Here is a 19,425-nt window from a genome sequence, read left to right as displayed (position 1 = left end):
ACAAAAACACCGGGCATGTCCCGGTGTTTTTGTGTCCGCGGCGTTAAAATCGAGCCATGAACGAATCCCTCGAAAGCCATCTGGTCCACGGGCGCCGCCAGCGCCCGGACGGTCCGTCGCCGGTCGACGTCATTTCGGTCCAGTCGCAGCTGGTCTACGGCCATGCCGGCAACAGTGCGGCGGTGCCGCCGCTGCGCGCGCTGGGCGTGCGTGTCGCCGAGATCCCCACCACGCTGCTGAGCAATGCGCCGTTCTATCCGACCACGCGTGGCCGCGTGCTGCCGGCCGACTGGTTCGCCGAACTGCTGCTGGGTACGACCGAGCGTGGCCTGCCCGCGCGCGCGAAGATGCTGGTCTCGGGTTACTTCGGCAGCGTCGGCAATGGCGCCGCCTTTGCCGACTGGCTCGACACGGTGCTGCCGGCGTCGCCCCAGCTGCGCTATTGCCTTGACCCGGTGATCGGCGATACCCACACCGGCCCCTACGTGGAGCCGGGCCTGGAAAAAATCTTCGCCGAACGCCTGCTGCCACATGCATGGCTGGTCACGCCGAATGCCTTCGAACTGGGCCGCCTGACCGGCATGCCCAGCCTGGCCGAGGCCGACGCCATCGCGGCCTCGCAGGCGTTGCTGGCACGCGGGCCGGAGTGGGTGCTGGCGCACAGCGTCGGCGGCGAACCGGGGCAACTGGTCACCCTGGCGGTCAGCCGCGATGCGATCTGGCGCTGGTCCTCGCCACACCTGCCGGTGGACGTCGCCGGCACCGGCGATGTGCTGATGTCGCTGCTGGTCGCCTTCCTGCTGCGCGGTGAGCGCTTCGAACAGGCGCTGTCGCGCTCGATCTCGGGCGTGCACGCCGCGCTGGAAGCCACCCTGGCCAACGACCACGAAGAATTCGATGTCCTGGCCGCCGCGCCGGCCGCGCTCGCGCAGCCTCATCGCTTCCTTGCCGAGCGCCTGGCGTGAGCCTGCAACCGGTCGTCGGCATCGTCGGCAGTGCGGGTGCCTACGGGCGCTGGCTGCGCGGGTTCCTGCAGCAGCGCATGGGCCTTGAAGTGATCGGCCACGACCCGGCCGACCCACAGTCGGAGGATCCGGAGACGCTGCTGTCGCGTGCGCAGGTGCTGATCTTCTCCGCGCCGATCCGCCACACGCCGGCCTTGATCGCCGACTACGTGACCCGCTCGGCGGGCCGCGAGGCCGGTCGCCTGTGGCTGGATGTCACCTCGGTCAAGAGCGAGCCGGTGGCCGCCATGCTCACCTCGCTCGCGGAGGTGGTCGGGCTGCACCCGATGACCGCGCCGCCCAAGGCACCCACGCTCAAGGGCCGGGTGATGGTGGTGTGCGAGGCGCGCCTGTCGCAGTGGCAGCCGTGGCTGCAGTCGCTGTGCGCTGCGCTGGAGGCCGAGTGCGTGCGTGCCACGCCCGAACACCACGACCAGGTCATGGCGCTGGTGCAGGCGATGGTGCATGCCACCCACCTCGCCCAGGCCGGCGTCCTGCGCGAATACGCGCCGCTGCTGGGCGCGTTGCCCGAGCTGATGCCGTACCGCTCGGCGTCGTTCGAGCTGGACACGGCGATCATCGCGCGCATCCTGTCGATGAACCCGGCCATCTACGAGGACATCCAGTTCGGCAACCCGCACGTGGCGCCGATGCTTGATCGACTGCTGGCACAGCTGCAGCAGCTGCGCGAGCAGGTCGGGCAGGGCGACGATGCCGCGCGCGCCGCGTTCCGTGAGCAACTGCTGCGGGACAACCGCGAGCACCAGGGACAGGCGCTGCTGGCGGCCGGCAACTACACCTTCGAGCGGGTCGGCTACCTGTTGGCTGACCTGACCGAACGCAATGCGATCAGCGTGCACCTGCCCGAAGACCGCCCCGGCTCGCTGCGCGAGCTGTTGCATGTGTTCGAGCGTCACGGTGTGAGTCTCGCGTCGATCCATTCTTCGCGCACACCAGGCGGTGAGGTGCACTTCCGGATGGGCTTCGTGGCTGGCAGCGACCTGCAGGCGATGCAGCGGGCGGCGGTGGAGATCGACGCGAGTGGTCTCGGGCGCGTGCTGCCACGCTGACGCAGTGCCACATTCATCCACAGGGGGTGTGGATGAACTGCGGACAAGCATGTGGATAACCTTCCGCAGCCCCCGCCATGCAAGGCTGTCAAGATGGATGGCGATTAATTGGCCAACGCACATCGTCGCGCGACGGGGCGCCGCACCGCACGACCAACGGTCGTGCGCTACCGTTGGTAGATGCGCAATCGGTAGGTATCGACCGTTGGTCGATACGCATCGGGGGGTCAGGTACTCAACGTGAGTTCGCCACCGCTGGTCCGGAATGCGCGACCGTCGCGCACCAGGCGCCGGCCATCGGCCAGCTCATAGCGCACGTGCGGATCGGCTGCACTACCGGCATCGCCGGCCTGCTCATCCTTGAATTCGATGATGACGTAGTCATCGCCATTGGCATCGGTGGCGGGGAATTGGCGGAACGACATGCAGCACCTCCTTCAGCGACAGGGACATGGGGCGTGAGCACCATGCAACCTGTCCCGTTAGCGGTGTGTCATCAATCGATGAACTGCAGTTTCGCCAGTTCAGCGTACAGGCCACCCTCGGCCAGCAACTGCGCATGGGTCCCCTGCGCGACGATCCGGCCGTGGTCCATGACCACGATCCGGTCGGCCTTGAGCACGGTGGCCAGACGATGCGCGATGACCAGCGTGGTGCGCCCGGCCATCAGCCGTTCCAGCGCCTGCTGCACCGCGCGCTCGCTCTGCGCGTCCAGCGCGCTGGTGGCCTCGTCGAGCAGTAGGATCGGTGCGTCCTTGAGCAGGGCACGCGCGATCGCAATGCGCTGCTGCTGGCCGCCGGACAGGCGCGCGCCACGTTCGCCGAGCTCAGTGAGATAGCCCTCGGGCAAGGCCGCCAGGAACTCATCGGCTTCGGCCGCTTCCGCGGCACGCTGCACGTCCTCGTTGCTGGCTTCCAGGCGTCCGTAACGGATGTTCTCCAGCGCGCTGCTGGCAAACAGCGTGGGTTGCTGCGGCACCAGTGCCATCTGCGCGCGCAGCAGCGCCGGGTCGACCCGGCGCACATCGATGCCGTCCACCTGCACGCTGCCGCTGGCCGGGTCGTGGAAGCGCAACAGCATCGACAGCACCGTGCTCTTGCCCGCGCCGGACGGACCCACCAGCGCGACTGTCTCGCCGGGCCGTACGTGCAGGTCGAAGTGCTGCAGCGCGGCCGTGTCCGGGCGCTGCGGGTAGTGGAAGACCACGTTGTCGAAACGGATCTCGCCGCGCAATGGCTGCGGCAGCGGCAACGGGTCGGCCGGCGCGGAGATCTCGATGTCTTCGTGCAGAAGCTCGGCAATCCGGCCCATGCCGCCGGACGCACGCTGCAGTTCATTCCATACTTCGGCCAGCGCGCCGACCGAACCGCCGCCAATCAGCGCGTACAGCACGAACTGGCCCAGGGTGCCGGCCGTCATGCGGCCGTCGTTGACGTCATGCGCGCCCAGCCACAGCACACCCACGATCGCGCCGAACACCAGCACGATGGCGGTGGCGGTCACCAGCGATTGGGCGCCGATGCGGCGTCGCGCGGCGCGGATCGATTCGGCAAGGGCCGCGTTGAAGCGGTTGCGTTCGTAGGGTTCGCGCGCGTGGGCCTGCACCGTGCGCACCGCGCCCAGCGTTTCCGCTGCCAGGCTGTTGGCATCGGCGATCCGGTCCTGGCTGGCGCGCGAAATGCCGCGCACGCGCCGCGCGCCGATGATGATGGGCAGGACCGCCAGCGGAATGCCCACCAGCGACCATGCGGCCAGACGCGGGCTGGTCACGAACAGCATCACCAGGCTGCCTACCACCGTGACGCTGCTGCGCAGGGCCACGGACATGGTGGAGCCGATCACGCTGCGCAGCAGTTCGCTGTCGGCGGTCAGCCGCGAGACCAGTTCGCCACTGCGGCTGCGGTCGTGGAAGCCGGCGCCCAGCGCGATGAGATGCGCATACAGCCGGCTGCGCAGGTCGGCCACGACCTTTTCACCCAGCAGCGAGACGAAGAAGAAGCGCGCGGCCGTGGCCAGCCCCAACACCACCGCGACAAGGAACAGCAGCGCGAAGGCGCGATTGATCTGCCCGTTGCTGTTGAACCCGTGGTCGATCATCAGCTTGACCGCCGGCGGCAGGCTCAGCGTTGCCGCCGACGAGACCGCCAATGCCACCAGCCAGGCACTGAACAGACCCGAATGACGGCGCACGAACGGCCACAGCGTGCCCAGGCTGCCAAGGCGGCGCAGCGAGGGGGCGGGCGGGGAAGCGGGGTCAGTCATGGACAAGGCCTGGTTCGGTGCGCGGATGAATGCGGATACGGTTACGGGTGGCGTCGCGCAGGCGGGTTTTCAATGGCTCGACCTGATCGGCAGGAAGGCGCACCTGCAGTTCGACCCCCACCGTGGTGAAGGATTCGCCCAGTTTCTCGGCCGTGTGGGCGGCGAGCGCCGCATGCAGCGTGCCCAGATCCTCGAAGCCGGCCTGCACGCGCAGTTCCGCCAGCGCCACCAGCGGCAGGCGCGGCGCGGTCCGCAGGCATTCGGCAGCGGTGCCACCGTAGGCGCGGACCAGCCCGCCGGCGCCCAGCTTGATGCCGCCGTACCAGCGGATCACCACCACCATGACGCGGTCGAACCCCTGGCCGTCGATCGCGGCCAGGATGGGCCGCCCGGCGGTGCCGGCGGGTTCGCCATCGTCGCTGGAGCGGTATTCGTTGCCGTAGCGGTATGCCCAGCAGTTGTGGGTGGCATCGGCCACCGCTACCTGCTGCAGGAAGGCCAGCGCATCGGCGACCGCGTCGATGGGCGCCGCATGGGCGACGAAGCGGCTGTGCTTGATGTCCAGGCTGTGGCTGACGGCGGTGGCGAGCGTATCGGACATCCCGCTCATTCTAGTGGGGATGCCGTGTCGCGGCTCACGGATCGAGCAGCTGGCGCAGGTCGCGCGGCACGCGCACTTCCGGGTACTGCTGCACATAGCGCTCCAGGCTGGCGCGCGCCGTTTCGACATCGCCCGCGTCACGGCGCTCGCGGATGCGCGTCAGCCACTGCCTGCGGGGCAGGGCGGCGTCGGCGTCGACGGCGGTCTCCAGCGCACGCGTCGAGAGCGTGCCGCTGACAAGCGCCGATCTTGTGCGACCCATTACGCCCGGTGCGCTGGTCGCGCGCGATGCTGCTGCCGCCGCAGGTGCAGGTGCCGCAGCAGGTGCAGCTGCGGGCGGCGGTGCCGCCAACGCAACAGGCGCGGTGTCGGCGCGTTCGCGCGCGCCGTCCACGCGCGCGCCGGTGACGGTGACCCTGTCCAGCTCGGCCGACGTGTCGGCGGCCGCCGCTTCGTAGGCTTGGCTGCGCGCGGACAGGACGGGAGTGGGATCGGGCGGCGCAGGCGAGGCCGCCATCTGGGCGGCCGGCGCCGGCGGCGGCAGGGTCTTGGCCAAGGCCGGCGCAGGTGCGGGTGCAGGTGCCTCGGCCGGCGCACGTGCGGGTGCTGGCGTCTCGGCTGGCGCCGGGGGCGGCACTGCAGCCGTTTCCTGCGCGACCCGGGCCGGGGCGGGGGGGGCGCTGCTGTCGGCAGCCGGCGGCGCGGTGGCCGTGTCGACCGCCACATCCGCGGCCGCCGGGGCCGTCGGCGGCGACGAGTCCGGTTTCAGCTGCCAGGCAATACCCACCGCGAACACCAGCGATGCGGCCAGCCCCAGTGCCGCGGGCAGGCGCGAACGCGGGCGGCGTCGGGCAGGCGGCACCGCAGCGCCCGAAGGCACGTCGTCAGCGCGCACGGCCGTGGGTTGCACAGCCGCACGCGCGGCGGCGAGCACGGCCTCGTCCAGCGCGGCGGACGGCGCGCTCGGCGCGGGCCGGCCGAGCAGGCGGGCCAGCTCGCGTTCTTCCGGCGTCAGCGGGTCAGGGCGGTTCATGGGTTCAACTCCGCACGCAGCTTGTCCATCGCGTAGCGCAGGCGCGATTTGACCGTCTCGCGGCCCACGCCGGTGATCTCGGCGATGTCCTCCAGGCTCAGCTCCTGCTCCAGCCGGAGCTGCAGCACCGTGCGTTGCTCCTCGGGCAGCTGCTCCATCGCCAGCTGCAGCCGGCGGCGCTGCTCGAAGTCGGACAGCTGGGTCTCGGGGGTGCGGCTGTCGCTCATCCGCGCCACCCGCTCGTCGGCATCGCCGGGTGCTGCAGGGCGGTGCCGTGAGGCGCGCCAGTGGTCATTGAGCCGATTATGGGCAATGCGGAACAGCCAGGTGGTGAAGGCGGCCTCGGGCTGCCAACCTGCGCGGGCGGCAATCACCCGCTGCCAGACGTCCTGGAACATCTCGTCGGCCAGCGCCGCATCGCGCAGCTGGCGCAGCAGGAAGCTGTACAGGCGGTTGCGGTGCCGCGCGTACAGGGTCTCGAACGCGCGCAGGTCGCCACCGGCCCAGGCCAGCATCAGCGACTCGTCGGTTGGCAGGGCAGCGGCATCCACGGCGCACAGAGTAAGCGCTGAATGCGCCCCCGCATAGCCGAGGAGCGGAGGGCGGGGTAGAGCCAGGCCCTGCCTGGCTGGCGCAGCAATGGGCATCACAGGGAGCGGGCAGGGAGGGAACACACAAACAACAACGTCCATCGGCGATAAACGGGGTTGCCGGGCTTCCACTGCCCCCGGGGTGGCGCGTTATGCTCGGGGGACAGGGGAGGTGCCGGGCTTCCGTCGCCAGAAGAGATCAACATGCTGTCCAGCCAGGTAGAGACGTCCGCGGGGCATCCTGACCGTGGCGCGGTGGTTTCCACCGCGCTTGTGCGGACGCTGTGCGCGTTGCTGCCCAGTGGCGCGCAGGTGGCGCTGGGCTGGTCCGAAGCGGGCGTGGGCGAGGGCTGGCTGCAGGAGCCGGTTGCACCGTCGGCGCACGCCGTCACCCTGGACGTGCTGCTGGGCAGCCCCGCATCGGTGGATGGCCCCCTGCGCCGCTGGCAGCACGAGGGCGGCGAACTGGCCATCCGTGCGGTGCTGCCCGACGGCACGCCGCCGGATGAGGCGTGGTGGGCCGTCGCCCGCCCCTGGCTGCAGGATGCCTTGACCCTGGCCCGGCAACGCGAGCAGATCACATCGCTGGACACGTCCAAGCGCCTGCAGCAGGCGCTGTACGAGATCGCGGACCTGGCCGGTGCCGACCTGGAAATGACCGAGATGCTGCGGCATTTCCATCGGGTGCTGAATTCGCTGATGTACGCCCAGAACTGCTACATCGTCGAGTACGACGATGTGCGCCGGCGGATCCGCTTCCTGTACTTCGCCGACCAGCGCGACAGCTTCGTCGCCGATCCGGACCGCAGCTACGAAGAACATGAAATGCCGCGCAGCCTCACCTTCGCGCTGCTCCGCCATGGCCAGCCGCTCAGCGGGCCCTCCAATGAGCTGCTGGCGGCGATGACCGACGAGTACGACCCCCGCCGGGGGCCGGAGAGCCTGGACTGGCTGGGCGTGCCGATGCTGCGCGAGGGCCGCGTCTGCGGGGCGATCGTGGTGCAGAGCTATGAACAGCGGGTGCGCTACAACGAGGCCGACCGCACCCTGCTGGGGTATGTGGCCCAGCACATCCTGACCGCGATGGACCGGCGCCAGGCGCAGGTGCAGTTGGAGCGCCAGGTGGAGCGGCGCACGCTGGAGCTGCAGCGTGCCAACCACAGCCTGCAGGACGAGGTCGTCGAGCGGCGCCGTGCGGAGAAGCTGCAGCTGGCGCTGTTCAACATCGCCGAAATGGCGATGAGCGCCGAGAGCCTGGCCCAGTTCTACGTGCAGGTGCACGGGGTGGTAGGCACCCTGCTGGACGCTCGCAATTTCTACATCGCACTGGTGGACGAGAGCGGCGAGGGGCTGGAGTTCGTCTATTCCGTGGACGAGTACAACCCGGCGCGCGCCTCGCGGCCGTTCAGCAAGGGACTGACCGAATACATCGTGCGCAACCGGCAGCCGCTGCTGGCCTCGCGCGCGCATATCGACGCGTTGCGTGCATCCGGCAGCGTGAACGAGTTCGGCGCGCGCTCGCATTGCTGGCTGGGCGTGCCGCTGCTCAGCGACGACGACGTGGTGGGCGTGATCGTGGTGCAGAGCTACTCACCCGAGATCAGCTTCACCGCGCACGACCAGCGGCTGCTGACCTTCGTGGCGCAGAACATCGGCAACGGCCTGGCCCGCCAGCGCGACCAGGAAGGGCTGCGCAACGCGCATGCCGAGCTGGAGAAGCGCGTGGAGGAACGCACCCGCGAGCTGGCCGAGGTCAACGGCAAGCTGCTGGGCCAGATCGGCGAACGCCTGCGTGCCGAGCAGCGGCTGACCCACCAGGCGCTGCATGACGCGCTGACCGGGCTGCCCAACCGCGCGCACCTGCTGGACCGGCTGGAAGATGCCATCGCCCGGGCGCGTTCGCGTGACGGGCTGCGCTTTGCCGTGCTGTTCCTGGACCTGGACCGCTTCAAGCTGGTCAACGACAGCATCGGCCACGCCGCCGGCGACCAGATGCTGGTCGAAGTGGCCAAGCGCATTGTGTCGATGGTGGCTGGCGATGACGTGGTGGCGCGGCTCGGCGGCGATGAGTTCGCGATCCTGCTCGAATGCGAGCAGGGGCTGTCTTCGGCGCGCGAGTTCTCGCAACGCATGCTGGTGGCCCTGGAAGAATCGATGTGGGTGCAGGGCCGCGAGCTGTTCCCGTCCGGCAGCCTGGGCATTGCCATGTGGAGCCCGCGCTACCGCAATGGCGAGGAGATGGTGCGCGACGCCGACGCGGCGATGTACCGCGCCAAGGCACAGGGCAAGGACCGCTGCGCGGTGTTCGACGAAGCCATGCGCGAGGAAGCCCTGCGCAGCCTGGACCTGGAAGCGGACCTTCGCCGGGCGATCAACAACCGCGATTTCCTTCCGTATTACCAGCCGATCGTGCGCCTCACCGATGGCGAAGTGGTGGGCTACGAGGCGCTGCTGCGGTGGCGGCATGAACGCCGCGGGCTGCTGCTGCCCAGCGCGTTCCTGGACCTGGGCGAGGAGAGCGGCCTGATCGAGCAGGTGGACTGGCTGTTGTACGAAGAGGTGATCGGCCAGCTGGCCCGCGGCGGCGAGGGCTACCTGTCGGTGAATGTGTCGCCGCGGCACTTCCGTTCGGCGGATTTCAGTTCACGCCTGTTCGGGCTGATCGAAGCGGCCGGCGCCGACCCGCGCCGGCTGCGGCTGGAGATCACCGAGGTGGCGCTGCTCGATGACGGCCCGCGCACCCTGCGCATCCTGCAGACGCTGCGCGAGCGCGGCGTGCTGGTCCAGCTGGATGATTTCGGTACGGGGTTCTCGGCGCTGTCCTACCTGCACCGCTTCCCGATTTCGACGCTGAAGATCGACCAGAGCTTCATTGCCGGGCTGCATGGCCAGGACATCCAGAGCACCTACGCGCTGGTGCAGGGCGTGCTGTCGCTGGCGCGCACGCTGGGCATCGAAACGGTGGGCGAGGGCATCGAGAACATGGCCCAGCAGCAGACGCTGCTGCAGCTGGGCTGCGACTACGGGCAAGGCTACCTGTTGGGTCGCCCTGCGCCGATGGACACGTTCGTCACCGGGTGATGCAGCGGGGCAGAGCCCCGCTCTACTCACCGCAACGCGGTGCGCCGCTTCTCGTCGATCCATTTCGACGCCTGCGCGGGCTCATAGGCGCGCATCCACTCCAGCATGGCGTCGATGTCCGAGCCGTACCACAGGTCGGCGCGCTGCTCCGGATGCAGGAAGCGCTCTTCGACCATGCGGTCGATCATGCCGATGAGGGGCGCGTAGAAACCGTCCACGTCCAGGAAGGCGCACGGCTTGTTGCCAAGGCCGAGCTGGCGCCAGGTCAGCATCTCGAAGATCTCTTCCATGGTGCCGAAGCCGCCGGGCAGGGCGACGAACGCATCGGAAAGATCGAACATGCGCGACTTGCGCTCGTGCATCGAGCCGACGATTTCCAGCTCGGTCAGGCCGCGGTGGGCCACTTCCCAGTCCGCCAGCTGCTGCGGAATGACGCCGGTGACCTGGCCGCCGCCTTCCAGCACGGCGTTGGCCACGGTGCCCATCAGGCCGACGTTGCCGCCGCCGTAGACCAGGCGCAGGCCGTCGCGGGCGATGCGGTCGCCGAGCGCGATGGCGCGTTCGGTGTAAATGGGCTTGCTGCCGGCGTTGGAGCCGCAGTAAACGCAAATCGACTTCATTGGATCTTCCTGTGTTCTAAGGTGCTGCAGCGGAAACGAAAAAGCCCCGCCGAACACCGATGAACCGGTTTCATGACGGGGTGGTTTCCGCAATACAGGCCGCCATTATCGCATGGCGGCACAACGCGGTCGCGCCGGGCTGGGCCCGGCTGCGTTCAGGCCGCCTGCGTCTGCTCCCGGCGCGGGCCTTCTTTGAGGGCGCGGCCGACCAGGCCTACCAGCAGGTCCAGCTCTTCGCTGTCCATGCCGAAATGCGGGGTGAACCGCAGCGAATTCTCGCCGCCATGGATGACGTTGATGCCATGGTTGCGCAGCCATTCCTCGGTGGAATGGGTGCCGTAGCACTTGAACTGCGGGGCCAGCTCGCAGGAGAACAGCAGGCCGGTGCCCTGCACCTTGGTGATCAGGCCGCCCAGCTCGGTCTTGAGCTGTTCCAGCTTGCGCACCGCTTCCTCGCCACGTGCACGGATGTTGGCGCGCACCTCGGGGGTGAGCAGCGACAGCGTCGCGCAGGCCACGTCGAGCGCGCGGGGGTTGGAGGTCATGGTGTTGCCGTAGATGCCCTTGCGGTACAGCTGCGCGGCATGGTCGGTAACGGCCAGCACCGACAGCGGGAACTGTGCGGCGTTCAGGGCCTTGGAATAGGTCTCCATGTCCGGCACGTCCAGGCCTTCGAAGCCCGGGTAGTCCACGATCGACAGCACACCGTGCGCACGCAGGCCGGCCTGGATCGAGTCCAGCAGCAGCAGGCTGCCGTGCTGGCGGGTGAGCGTGCGGGCCAGGGCATAGAACGAGGGCGGCACCGAGCGGCCCGGGTCGCCTTCGCCCATCACCGGCTCCAGGAACACGGCCTCGATGAACCAGTGCTGCTGCTCTGCCTCGGCGAACACGCGCTTCAGCGCGTCCTCGTCGTACGGCGCGATGGCGATGACGCTGTCCTCGCCACGGTAGCTGGCCAGGTGCTGCATGTAGGTCTTGCGGCTGGAATCGGAATACAGCCCGGGGCGGTCGGTACGCCCATGGAAGCTGCCCTTGACCACCACGCGCTTGATCCTGGCGCCGGCGTGGCGGGCGCCGGGGTCTGTCTGCAGCTTGGCGTTCACGTCGGCGATGCGCGCGGCCAGGCCGACCGCTTCCGAGCCGGAATTCAGGCACATGAAGTGGCTGTACGGGCAGCCACCACGGCTCTGCCCGATCTCACGTCGCAGCGCCTGGATGAAGCGCTGCTGGGACAGGCTGGGGGTCATCACGTTGGCCATCACCTGCGGGGCGGACATCGCCTCCAGCACCGGCTCCGGGGTGTGCCCGAAGCCGAGCATGCCGTAGCCGCCGGCGTCGTACAGCACCGCACCCTTGAGGGTGACCACCCAGGCGCCACGGGCGGCCAGGGCGACGTACGGGGTCACCGCGTCGTCGGCATAGAAATTGACGAAACCGTCCTGCATCGCGTCGATCTGGGCGCGCTCGTCCAGCGGCAGGACAGCGGCCAGGTCGGCGCGGACGCGCTCGAATTCGGCGGCGGCGGCGTCCACCGCAGCCACCAGCTGCGGGTGGCCGGCGGCCAGGCGTTCGAGGGTGGCGTCATCCAGGCCGGCAGTGAGGCGGGTGCCGGGCTGGGCGCGAAGGGGGGCGAGGCGTTCGATGAAGCTCATTGCAGATCTCCTGAAACGATTGGCGGCACGGCGCAAAAGCAAAACGCGCGACCGGGGGCGCGCGCCTGGGGCAATGCGACTCGTGCATCAGACTTCCGGTTCGATGCTATCACGCGGTTTTTCGCGCGATAACCCCGCAAAAAACTGTTGCAAAGCAGCATTTTGCGCGACGTTCAGGGCTTCCTGCGCTGCTACCGGGGGCCAGTCGTACAATGCCCGACATTGTCTACACGTTGCCGTGCGCTCCCTTGAAGAAGTCCGACTTCCATTACGACCTTCCCGCTGAACTGATCGCGCAGGCGCCGCTCGCCGAGCGCTCCGCGAGCCGCCTGATGGTGGTGCAGCAGGCCCCGGCCGCGTTCGAGCACCGCCAGGTGCACGACCTGCCGGCACTGCTGCGGGCCGGCGACCTGCTGGTGTTCAACGATACCCGGGTGATTCCGGCGCGTCTGTTCGGCCAGAAGGCCAGTGGCGGCCGCGTGGAGATCCTGATCGAACGCCTGCTCGGCGCGCAGCAGGCCCGCGCCCAGGTGGGCGCCAGCAAATCGCCGAAGCCGGGCAGCCGGATCGCGCTCGATGCCGGCGGCGAGGCCGAGGTGCTGGGCCGCGATGGCGAGTTCTACGTGCTGCAGTTCCACGTGCCCGAGCCGCTGGAGCAGTGGCTGCTGCACGCCGGGCGCCTGCCGCTGCCACCGTACATCCAGCGCGAGCCGGGGCTGGACGACCGCGAGCGCTACCAGACCGTGTTCGCCCGGGAAGTAGGCGCCGTGGCGGCGCCGACCGCCGGCCTGCATTTCGACGAAACCCTGCTGGGGGCTCTGGCCGCCCAGGGCGTGGGGTTCGGTCACGTGACCCTGCATGTGGGCGCGGGGACCTTCCAGCCGGTCCGGGCCGACGACCTGAAGGACCACGTGATGCACCGCGAATGGCTCAACGTGGGCGCCGAGCTGGTCCAGCAGGTGCGCCGCACCCGTGCGGCGGGCGGCCGGGTAATCGGCGTGGGCACCACCGTGGTGCGCGCGCTGGAAAGCGCCATGCGCGAGGGCGAGCTGCTGCCGTACTCGGGCGAGACCCAGATCTTCATCACCCCGGGCTACCGGATCCGCAGCGTGGACGCGATGATCACCAACTTCCACCTGCCCGAAAGCACGCTGCTGATGATGATTTCAGCCTTCGCCGGGCAGGCACGGGTGTTCGAGGCGTACCGCGCCGCGATCGAGGAGAAGTACCGCTTCTTCAGCTATGGCGACGCCATGTTGTTGTTTCCACAGGGGGATTGAGCCGATAATCGGCGACTATTTGTCCCTGTGACCGCTCCATGTCCCGACTCCAGTTCCAGCTCCAGACCACCGACGGGCGTGCCCGCCGTGGCCGCCTGACCTTCCCGCGCGGGACGGTGGAAACCCCGGCCTTCATGCCGGTGGGCACCTATGGGTCGGTCAAGGGCATCCTGCCGGAGCAGATCCGCGCGCTGGGCGCCGAGATCATCCTGGGCAACACCTTCCACCTGTATCTGCGCCCGGGCCTGGACGTGATCGCCGACCACGGCGGCCTGCACGGCTTCGCGCGCTGGAACGGCCCGATCCTCACCGATTCGGGCGGCTTCCAGGTGTTCTCGCTGGCCCACCGCCGCAAGATCACCGAGCAGGGCGTCACCTTCGCCTCGCCGACCGATGGCGCCAAGGTGTTCCTCGGCCCGGAGGAGAGCATGAAGATCCAGAAGGTGCTCGATTCGGACATCGTAATGATCTTCGACGAGTGCACCCCGTACCCGGCCACCGAGCCGGTGGCGCGCACCTCGATGGAGCTGAGCCTGCGCTGGGCGCAGCGCAGCCGCAATGCGCACGACGAACTGGGCAACGACGCGGCGCTGTTCGGCATCGTGCAGGGCGGGGTCCACCACGACCTGCGCAGCCGCTCGGCCGAGGGCCTGCAGCAGATCGGCTTCGATGGCTATGCGATCGGCGGCCTGGCCGTGGGCGAGCCCGAGCACGAGCGCAACGCCATGCTCGAGCACATGCATCCGATCCTGCCGGCCGACCGCCCGCGCTACCTGATGGGGGTGGGGCGGCCGGAAGACCTGGTGGAAGGCGTGGCCCGTGGCGTGGACATGTTCGACTGCGTGATGCCGACCCGCAACGCCCGCAACGGCCACTATTTCACCTCGTTCGGCACCGTGCGCATCCGCAATGCCCGCTACGAGCGTGACATGGACACCATCGAGCCGGGCTGCGGCTGCCATGCCTGCACCAGCGGCTATACCCGCTCGTACCTGCGCCACCTGGACCGCTGCAATGAAATGCTGGCGCCCATGCTGGCCACCATCCACAACCTGTATTACTACGAGAAGCTGATGGCCGACATGCGCGCGGCGATCACGGCGGGAACCTTCGAGGCCTTCCGCGAGTCCTTCTATGCGGCCCGGGGCATGGCCACGCCGCCGCTGTAACCGGCCCACCGGCCCCGATCCGGCGCGCGGACCCTGCCAAACGGCCCAAGGACGAAGTGCCGGGGCCGTGGCATACTTCGCGGCTGACCACTGTTTCGCGGCGACACCCGGCCCCACAAGGGGCAGGGCGCCTCCCAACCCAAGGACACACCATGAACCTGCTCGCTTTCCTGATCCCCGCCGCACACGCCCAGGCCGCTGGCGGCCAGCCGCAGGGCTTCGGCCTGACCACGCTGCTGTTCCCGATCATCCTGATCGCGATCATGTACTTCCTGATGATCCGCCCCCAGATGAAGCGCCAGAAGGAACACAAGGCGATGCTGGAGAAGATCAAGATCGGCGACGAAGTGCTGACCAATGGCGGCATTGCCGGCGTGGTCAAGGCCATCGGCGACAACTTCATCACCATCGAAGTGTCCGACAACGTCAACATCCGCGTGCAGAAGGGCGCCGTGGGCAACGTGCTGCCGACCGGCACCCTGAAGTCGGCCAACTAAGCCACTCCCTTTCCGAAGCACAACCGCGGCGCCGGGACTGGCGCCGCGCAGGAACCTGGCAATGCTTGAATTTCCACGCTGGAAATACGTCGTCATCCTGATCGTACTGGCGCTCAGCGCGCTGTACGCTCTGCCCAACATCTATCAGAAGGACCCCGCCGTCCAGATCACCGCCAACCGTGGCGGCCAGGTCGACGACGCCCTGCGCGACCGCGTGCTGGCCGACCTGAAGCAGGCCGGCATCAGCACCATCGGTGCCGAGGTGGAGGGCGACAGCCTGATCGTGCGCCTGGCGGACCTGCCGACCCAGGCGGCCGCCAGCGAGAAGCTGCGCGACAGCGTGGGCGAAAACTACACCGTGGCGCTGAACCTGGCCTCGACCGTGCCGGACTGGCTGGCCCGACTGGGCGGGCGCCCGATGGTGCTCGGCCTCGATCTGCAGGGCGGCGTGCACTTCGTGCTGCAGGTGGACCAGAAGGCCGCGGTCGACAAGCGCATGGATGCCTACGCCGAAGACGTGCGCGGTACGCTGCGCGAGTCGCGCGTGCCGTTCCAGTCGGTTGAACGCCGCGCGGACAACGCGATTGTCGCCACGCTGAGCCCGTCCACCGACGATGCCGCCGTGGAGCGTGCCCGCCTGGCGCTGGCCAAGGCGCAGCCGACCATGGGCTACGACGTTGCGGGCAAGCGCATCACCATGACCGTGCCGGACGCCGAGCTGAGCCAGATCACCAACGGCGCGATCGAGCAGAACATCAACACGCTGCGCAACCGCGTCAACCAGCTGGGCGTGGCCGAACCGATCATCCAGCGCCAGGGTGCCGACCGCGTGGTCGTGCAGCTGCCGGGCGTGCAGGACACCGCCGAAGCCAAGCGCATGATCGGCGCGACCGCGACGCTGGAATACCGCGCGGTGGTCGACAGCAACCCGCAGAGTGTCGCGGACAAGATCGCTACCGGCCGCATTCCGCCGGAGGGCAAGGTCTTCCAGCAGCGTGAAGGGCGCGGTCCGATCATCCTGAACAAGCGCGTGATCGTCACCGGTGACCAGATGGTGGCCGCGCAGGCTGTCACCGACGCCACCACGGGCACCCCGTCGGTCAGCGTCACGCTGAACAGCGTCGGCGGCCAGCGCATGTTCGACTTCACCAGCGCCAATGTCGGCAAGCCGATGGCGGTGGTCTACACCGAGCGCGTGCCGGTGGTGACCGAGGTGGATGGCAAGGAAGTGCGCAGCTTCCGCGTCAACGAGGAAGTGATCTCGGTGGCCAACATCAACGGCGTGTTCGGCAAGCAGTTCCAGACCACCGGTCTGGCAAAGAAGGAAGCCGAAGACCTGGCCAAGCTGCTCAAGTCCGGTTCGCTGGCAGCGCCCATGGACTTCGTCGAAGAGCGCGTGGTCGGCCCCAGCCTGGGTGCCGAGAACGTCGAGCGCGGCATCACCGCGGTCATCTACGCCTTCATGTTCACGCTGATCTTCTTCACCGTGTACTACCGCATGTTCGGCCTGATCACCTCGGCGGCGATGCTGTTCAACCTGTTGATCGTGGTGGCCGTGATGTCGCTGTTCGGCGCCACCATGACCCTGCCGGGCTTCGCCGGTCTGGCGCTGTCGGTGGGTCTGTCGGTCGACGCCAACGTGCTGATCAACGAGCGCATCCGTGAAGAGCTGCGGGCGGGCGTGCCGGGCAAGACGGCCATCGTCACCGGCTACGAGCGTGCCAGCGGCACCATCCTCGACGCCAACCTGACCGGCCTGATCGTCGGCGTGGCCCTGTTTGCCTTCGGCACGGGTCCGCTGAAGGGCTTCGCCCTGACGATGATCATCGGTATCTTCGCCTCGATGTTCACGGCGATCACCGTATCGCGCGCGTTGGCGACGCTGATCTACGGCCGCCGCAAGAAGCTCCAGAACGTGGCCATCTGACGGGACGACACGCACAATGAAACTGTTTCCGCTGCATATCCTCCCGAACGACACCAAGATCGACTTCATGCGTTGGCGCCATGTTGCTATGGCCGTCACCATCGCGGTTTTCCTGGCGTCCGTCGGTATTGTCGCCTTCAAGGGCTTCACCTTCGCGCTCGACTTCACCGGTGGCACCCTGATCGAAGCCCGCTTCGAGCGTCCGGTGGACGTCGAGCAGGTCCGCTCCCGCCTGGAGTCCACCGGCTTCGAGGGCACCCAGGTACAGAGCTTCGGTGGCAACACCGACGTCCTGATCCGCCTGGCCCCGCACGGTGAACATGCCCCCGGTACCGGCGCCGCCAGTGCCGAGGACAAGGCCACCGGCGCCGCCGTGCTCAAGGCGATCACCACCACCGAGAACCCGGCCACCATCCTGCGCAACGAGTTCGTGGGTCCGCAGATCGGCAAGGACCTGGCGATGAATGGCCTGTACGCCACCATCTTCATGTTGGCCGGCTTCCTGATCTACATCGGCTTCCGGTTCGAATGGAAGTTCGCGGTCACCGCCAGCATCGTGGCCCTGTTCGACCTGCTGGTGACCCTGGCCTACGTGTCGTTGCTGGGTCGCGAGTTCGACCTGAACGTGCTGGCCGGCCTGTTGTCGGTGATGGGCTTTGCCATCAACGACATCATTGTGGTGTTCGACCGCGTCCGCGAAAACTTCCGCAGCCTGCGCGTGGAGCCGCTGGAAGTGCTGAACCGTTCGATCAACCAGACGCTGTCGCGTACGGTGATCACTGCGGTGATGTTCTTCCTGTCGGCCCTGGCGCTGTACATGTACGGCGGTGCGTCGATGGAAGGCCTGGCTGAGACCCACATGGTGGGTGCGGTGGTGGTCGTGCTGTCCTCCATCCTGGTGGCCGTGCCCATGCTGACCATCGGCTTCCTGCGCGTCAGCAAGCAGGACCTGCTGCCGAAGGCGAAGGACGTCGAGGCGCTCGCGCGCCGGCCTTGATGTGCGTGCCGGGCAGAGCCCGGCGCCACGCCAACGAAAACGCCGCGCCCTGCGCGGCGTTTTCGTTTCCACCGTACCGGGGCGTCGGTTGTGCTGTTCAGCCGCGCGCACTACGATTCCCGGGTTGCGTGCGGCCGTTCCCGAGGCCCACCGTTCCCTCCGAGGTCTTCATGGTCATCAAACCGCGTGTGCGCGGCTTCATCTGCGTCACTACCCATCCGGTCGGTTGCGACGCCGCCGTCAAGCAGCAGATCGATTACATCCAGGCCCAGCCGAAGATCCCCAACGGTCCGAAGCGGGTGCTGGTGCTGGGCGCCTCCACCGGCTATGGCCTGGCCGCGCGCATCACCGCCGCGTTCGGTAGCGGCGCCGCCACCCTGGGCGTCTTCTTCGAACGCCCGGGCACCGAGACCAAGCCCGGCACCGCCGGCTGGTACAACTCCGCCGCGTTCCAGAAGTACGCCGAACAGGCCGGCCTGTACGCGCGAAGCGTGAATGGCGATGCCTTCTCCGATGAGGTCAAGGCCAAGGTCATCGAGCTCATCAAGCAGGACCTGGGCCAGGTCGACCAGGTCGTCTACAGCCTCGCCGCGCCGCGCCGCAAGCATCCCAAGACCGGTGAAGTCATCACCTCCACGCTCAAGCCGATCGGCGCGCCGATCACCCTGCGCGGGCTGGATACCGACAAGGAAGTGATCACCGAAACCACGATCCAGCCGGCCACCCCGGAAGAGATCGCCGGCACCGTCGCCGTCATGGGCGGCGAAGACTGGCAGATGTGGATCGACGCGCTGCTCGCCGCAGGCGTGCTGGCCGACGGCGCCACCACCACCGCCTTCACCTACGTGGGCGAAGAGATCACCCAGGCCATCTACTGGAACGGCTCGATCGGTGCCGCCAAGAAGGACCTGGACGACAAGGTCAAGGGCATCCGCGCCAAGCTGGCCCCGATCGGCGGCGACGCCCGCGTGTCCGTGCTCAAGGCCGTCGTCACCCAGGCCAGCTCGGCCATTCCGACCATGCCGCTGTACCTCTCGCTGCTGTTCAAGGTGATGAAGGAAAAGGGCACGCACGAGGGCTGCATCGAACAGCTCGACACCCTGTACGACATCCTCTACGGCGGCAAGGACACCGGCACCGCCGTCGAGCGCCTGCGCCACCAGCTGCTGGCCGATGGCCGCACCGTCGAACTGGTCGACGAAGAAGGTCGCCTGCGCGCCGACTACAAGGAAATGGGACCGGAAGTGCAGGGCGAAGTCGTTGCCCTGTGGCCGCAGGTGACCAACGAGAACCTGTACGAGATCAGCGACCTGGCCGGCTACAAGGCCGACTTCCTGCGCCTGTTCGGCTTCGGCGTGGACGGCGTGGATTACGACGCGGATGTGGCGACCGATGTGGCGATTCCGAACCTGGTGGATATGACCTGATTGACGGCATGCCGACCCACGGTCGGCATCTACCGGCAATCCATGAAAAATGCCGCCCGATGGGCGGCATTTTTTTTGGGCTATCGCGTGCGTACAAAAAGAGCAGACACGCATGGCGTGTCTCTACGCGTTGTTTTCCATGGCCACCAGCCAACCGTCAAAGGGTCGGCGGGGGTGGGTTTGCGGGACTGTAGAAAACATGGATGTTTTCTAC

General features: G+C 68.0%; 16 protein-coding genes. 9 read left to right on the top strand and 7 right to left on the bottom strand.

Going from position 1 to position 19,425, the window contains the following annotated elements; all coding sequences use genetic code 11:
• Window positions 1-56 precede the first annotated feature (56 nt).
• Both pdxY and ACREPD_RS05860 read left to right on the top strand, forming a co-directional pair.
• A complete protein-coding gene (gene pdxY / locus ACREPD_RS05865) occupies window positions 57-965 on the top strand; it encodes a pyridoxal kinase (RefSeq protein ID WP_431598445.1) in 909 nt (302 codons plus the stop codon).
• Window positions 962-2,074: a prephenate dehydrogenase gene (locus ACREPD_RS05860; RefSeq protein WP_431598444.1), complete on the top strand. Its 1,113-nt coding sequence runs from the start codon at window positions 962-964 to the stop codon at window positions 2,072-2,074. The genes pdxY and ACREPD_RS05860 overlap by 4 nt, the downstream gene beginning before the upstream one ends.
• Before the next feature lie 227 nt (window positions 2,075-2,301).
• Here the strand turns inward: ACREPD_RS05860 and ACREPD_RS05855 are convergent, their stop codons facing one another.
• The 5 genes from ACREPD_RS05855 to ACREPD_RS05835 form a co-directional block, all read right to left on the bottom strand.
• The gene (locus ACREPD_RS05855) at window positions 2,302-2,499 is read right to left on the bottom strand and encodes a hypothetical protein (RefSeq protein ID WP_431598443.1); all 198 of its coding nucleotides are present in this window, start codon (window positions 2,497-2,499) and stop codon (window positions 2,302-2,304) included.
• A gap of 71 nt (window positions 2,500-2,570) precedes the next feature.
• Window positions 2,571-4,337 carry an ABC transporter transmembrane domain-containing protein gene (locus ACREPD_RS05850; RefSeq protein ID WP_431598442.1) on the bottom strand — a complete coding sequence of 589 codons (1,767 nt, stop codon included), beginning with the start codon at window positions 4,335-4,337 and terminating at the stop codon, window positions 2,571-2,573.
• Window positions 4,330-4,938 carry an IMPACT family protein gene (locus tag ACREPD_RS05845; RefSeq protein ID WP_431598441.1) on the bottom strand — a complete coding sequence of 203 codons (609 nt, stop codon included), beginning with the start codon at window positions 4,936-4,938 and terminating at the stop codon, window positions 4,330-4,332. Before ACREPD_RS05845 ends, ACREPD_RS05850 begins: the two co-directional genes overlap by 8 nt.
• Window positions 4,939-4,972: 34 nt before the next feature.
• A complete protein-coding gene (locus ACREPD_RS05840; protein ID WP_431598440.1) occupies window positions 4,973-5,971 on the bottom strand; it encodes a hypothetical protein in 999 nt (332 codons plus the stop codon).
• Complete coding sequence (locus ACREPD_RS05835) at window positions 5,968-6,522, bottom strand: RNA polymerase sigma factor (RefSeq protein ID WP_431598439.1); 555 nt, start codon at window positions 6,520-6,522, stop codon at window positions 5,968-5,970. The genes ACREPD_RS05840 and ACREPD_RS05835 overlap by 4 nt, the downstream gene beginning before the upstream one ends.
• A 243-nt stretch (window positions 6,523-6,765) precedes the next feature.
• Between ACREPD_RS05835 and ACREPD_RS05830 the strand changes: the two genes are divergently transcribed.
• Window positions 6,766-9,642, top strand: a complete 2,877-nt coding sequence (locus ACREPD_RS05830) for a bifunctional diguanylate cyclase/phosphodiesterase (RefSeq protein WP_431598438.1) — start codon at window positions 6,766-6,768, stop codon at window positions 9,640-9,642.
• A gap of 26 nt (window positions 9,643-9,668) precedes the next feature.
• Here ACREPD_RS05830 and ACREPD_RS05825 read toward each other — a convergent pair whose 3' ends face one another.
• Both ACREPD_RS05825 and ACREPD_RS05820 read right to left on the bottom strand, forming a co-directional pair.
• On the bottom strand, window positions 9,669-10,262 hold the full coding sequence (locus tag ACREPD_RS05825) for a TIGR00730 family Rossman fold protein (RefSeq protein ID WP_431598437.1): 594 nt from the start codon (window positions 10,260-10,262) through the stop codon (window positions 9,669-9,671).
• A gap of 155 nt (window positions 10,263-10,417) precedes the next feature.
• Window positions 10,418-11,914 (bottom strand): aminotransferase class III-fold pyridoxal phosphate-dependent enzyme, encoded by a 1,497-nt coding sequence (locus ACREPD_RS05820; protein ID WP_431598436.1) that lies wholly within the window; start codon window positions 11,912-11,914, stop codon window positions 10,418-10,420.
• Between the two features lie 212 nt (window positions 11,915-12,126).
• On the opposite strand from ACREPD_RS05820, the gene queA reads away from it, so the two are divergent.
• From queA to fabV, 6 genes are all read left to right on the top strand, one after another.
• Complete coding sequence (gene queA, locus ACREPD_RS05815; protein WP_431598435.1) at window positions 12,127-13,194, top strand: tRNA preQ1(34) S-adenosylmethionine ribosyltransferase-isomerase QueA; 1,068 nt, start codon at window positions 12,127-12,129, stop codon at window positions 13,192-13,194.
• Between the two features lie 38 nt (window positions 13,195-13,232).
• The gene (gene tgt, locus ACREPD_RS05810) at window positions 13,233-14,363 is read left to right on the top strand and encodes a tRNA guanosine(34) transglycosylase Tgt (protein WP_431598434.1); all 1,131 of its coding nucleotides are present in this window, start codon (window positions 13,233-13,235) and stop codon (window positions 14,361-14,363) included.
• Between the two features lie 152 nt (window positions 14,364-14,515).
• Window positions 14,516-14,860 carry a preprotein translocase subunit YajC gene (yajC, locus tag ACREPD_RS05805; protein WP_431598433.1) on the top strand — a complete coding sequence of 115 codons (345 nt, stop codon included), beginning with the start codon at window positions 14,516-14,518 and terminating at the stop codon, window positions 14,858-14,860.
• 61 nt (window positions 14,861-14,921) lie between these two features.
• A complete protein-coding gene (gene secD, locus ACREPD_RS05800; RefSeq protein ID WP_431598432.1) occupies window positions 14,922-16,787 on the top strand; it encodes a protein translocase subunit SecD in 1,866 nt (621 codons plus the stop codon).
• A 16-nt stretch (window positions 16,788-16,803) separates the two neighbouring features.
• Window positions 16,804-17,784, top strand: coding sequence for a protein translocase subunit SecF (gene secF / locus ACREPD_RS05795; protein WP_431598431.1), 981 nt, complete (start codon window positions 16,804-16,806; stop codon window positions 17,782-17,784).
• 170 nt (window positions 17,785-17,954) lie between these two features.
• Window positions 17,955-19,211, top strand: coding sequence for an enoyl-ACP reductase FabV (fabV, locus tag ACREPD_RS05790; RefSeq protein WP_431598430.1), 1,257 nt, complete (start codon window positions 17,955-17,957; stop codon window positions 19,209-19,211).
• The last annotated feature ends 214 nt before the right edge of the window (window positions 19,212-19,425 follow it).

This window comes from Stenotrophomonas sp. (assembly GCF_050737075.1).
GTDB lineage: Bacteria > Pseudomonadota > Gammaproteobacteria > Xanthomonadales > Xanthomonadaceae > Stenotrophomonas.
This window is presented reverse-complemented; position numbering and strand designations above follow the sequence as displayed.